Source organism: SAR324 cluster bacterium (assembly GCA_029245725.1).
In the GTDB taxonomy this organism is placed as follows: Bacteria; SAR324; SAR324; order SAR324; family NAC60-12; genus JCVI-SCAAA005.
Genome location: JAQWOT010000406.1, coordinates 1 through 1793, shown reverse-complemented (window position 1 = coordinate 1793; position 1793 = coordinate 1). Strand labels below are relative to the sequence as shown.

Genomic DNA, 1793 nt, shown 5'->3' with positions numbered 1-1793 from the left:
GTCAAAGAGGTTAATGAAATGGTATACATCATATCAAAGAAAACTCCTCTCTCTAGCCAGAGACGCAGCTTGCTTATAAGCAAGTCCAACCAAACCACTGATAGTAGCGATTCTGGAGACTCTCAGAGGCACTCTAGTAGCAAGCTCCAATAATCCGTCAGACCAGATTTAAAACCGCTTTCCTGATTTAGGAAGAGAGTCCTTGGATGTACTGAAATCCGTTTACTTACTTGCCAAATCAGAGGATATTCCTGACTCTCTGAAGAAATATTGAATATCCAATACAATCATATCCATGGGATATCTGCGAAATATGATTCACAGCAGAATAGAGTGAAGACCGAATTTACTGGAAAGTGTGTTGTGGGATGCTGAAGGCCAGAAGCTATCTGGCCCAGCACTGGTTAGGTTTGTGGTGAGTGAGGTCAAATCATGGGTAAAAACATAAGGAGAGAAAATGACCAAAATAGAAGCATATGGGAGAGCGTGGATGCTTGCCATGAAAGGTGATTTTTCCCTAGTTGATAAAATTTATCATCCAGAATATCGCTCTTTGGATTTGAGAACAGGTATTGAGACAAATATTGAGGACGATAAAGTCGTAGCGACAACAATGGGGGATATGGCTGTTACAAAATCGCCAGAAGTAATTTATGAAAACGATGAATTCCTTTGCGTACTTGCTTATCAGCGAATAATGGATCCAGAGCCAAGGTTTAGAGCTTTCATTACAGCGATCAACTACAAAGAAGGTAAAATTCTTAGACAGAAAACTGCTCTTGAGGAATTAGATTATGATCCAAGTGAACACCTCGGCTGGAGCTGGGAAGACTACGAGTGATCATTTCAGTTACACTTGAACACCGAAGCTCGGTGATATTCCATATAATGCTTGGTTTGATCTGAAAGCTTTGGACTACTCCAACCTCTGATTCCACATCTTTCTTGGTCCTCACTTGATAGGCAGGGAGATGCCATGACATTGCAGTTCTCATCAAAGGTTACGAGTCCCTGATCAAAGAGCCTGTCAGCTAATACTTATAAGAGCAGGCCATTGTGGGGATCCAGCCTCTCTAAGTTAGTGCATACTTCCCAAGGTTTGATATGTGACGCTATCAATAGGTGTTCTTCTGTGATGCCTGTGACAGCACACTCTCCCCGAAAACGGTTGATCAACTTTTCTCGAAATATATCCTGTCCAATTCTTGATTTCCTTGAGCTAGCGCGCTGTGTTTCATAAAAACTACAGGATTGATCATCAATAACATCGGTAGTATCCAACCTACTAACACCAAAAATCAGCTAATCTTCATTAATGTTACTGTCTAGAAAGATTCGAATTCTTTGGCGGCCGTTGCCACTACTACCTGTTGCTTTTTTCGAGCTGTTTTTCTAACCGCATTTTGCAAAGCCTTTCGAAATTTATCGATATTTACAGCAGTCAGATCAACAGGGTAATCAATCTTTACTGTTCTTCCTTCAATTGTGAAATTCGCGGCTGCTCGTTTTGAGTCAACAATAACTCTGGTGATTTTTGTACCAAGTTGAGCTAGCCGTCCAAAAATGTACCCTAAGAGTTGGTTATAATCAGGGTTTCGCTCTCTGGTACCCTTCTTATCATTTGTCCCCCAGTGACACTCAACGATTATGGATTGAGTTCCCTCAATCTGCTCCAAACCGTACTCTACATCAATGATCTTGCCCTCGTCATCACGTAAATACATCGTTTTCTAGGTATAATTGTTGATTACTGAAAACTGGCTAGATTGGCATCAATTCATCGGCGGCCGTAG

Annotated in this window: 2 protein-coding genes; one reads left to right on the top strand and one right to left on the bottom strand. The window is 41.3% G+C overall.

The genetic code is table 11. The annotated features are described in order from the left end of the window. Positions 1–457: 457 nt before the first annotated feature. Complete coding sequence (locus P8O70_22175) at positions 458–841, top strand: hypothetical protein (protein MDG2199546.1); 384 nt, start codon at positions 458–460, stop codon at positions 839–841. A gap of 484 nt (positions 842–1325) precedes the next feature. On the opposite strand, the gene P8O70_22170 is transcribed toward P8O70_22175, so the two are convergent. Continuing rightward, on the bottom strand, positions 1326–1724 hold the full coding sequence (locus P8O70_22170) for a hypothetical protein (GenBank protein MDG2199545.1): 399 nt from the start codon (positions 1722–1724) through the stop codon (positions 1326–1328). Positions 1725–1793: the final 69 nt, after the last annotated feature.

Bases quoted from the DNA above. Each gene is read 5' to 3' on its own strand.
- P8O70_22170 (MDG2199545.1), bottom strand. From the start codon at position 1,724: ATGTATTTACGTGATGACGAGGGCAAGATCATTGATGTAGAGTACGGT.
- P8O70_22175 (MDG2199546.1), top strand. From the start codon at position 458: ATGACCAAAATAGAAGCATATGGGAGAGCGTGGATGCTTGCCATGAAA.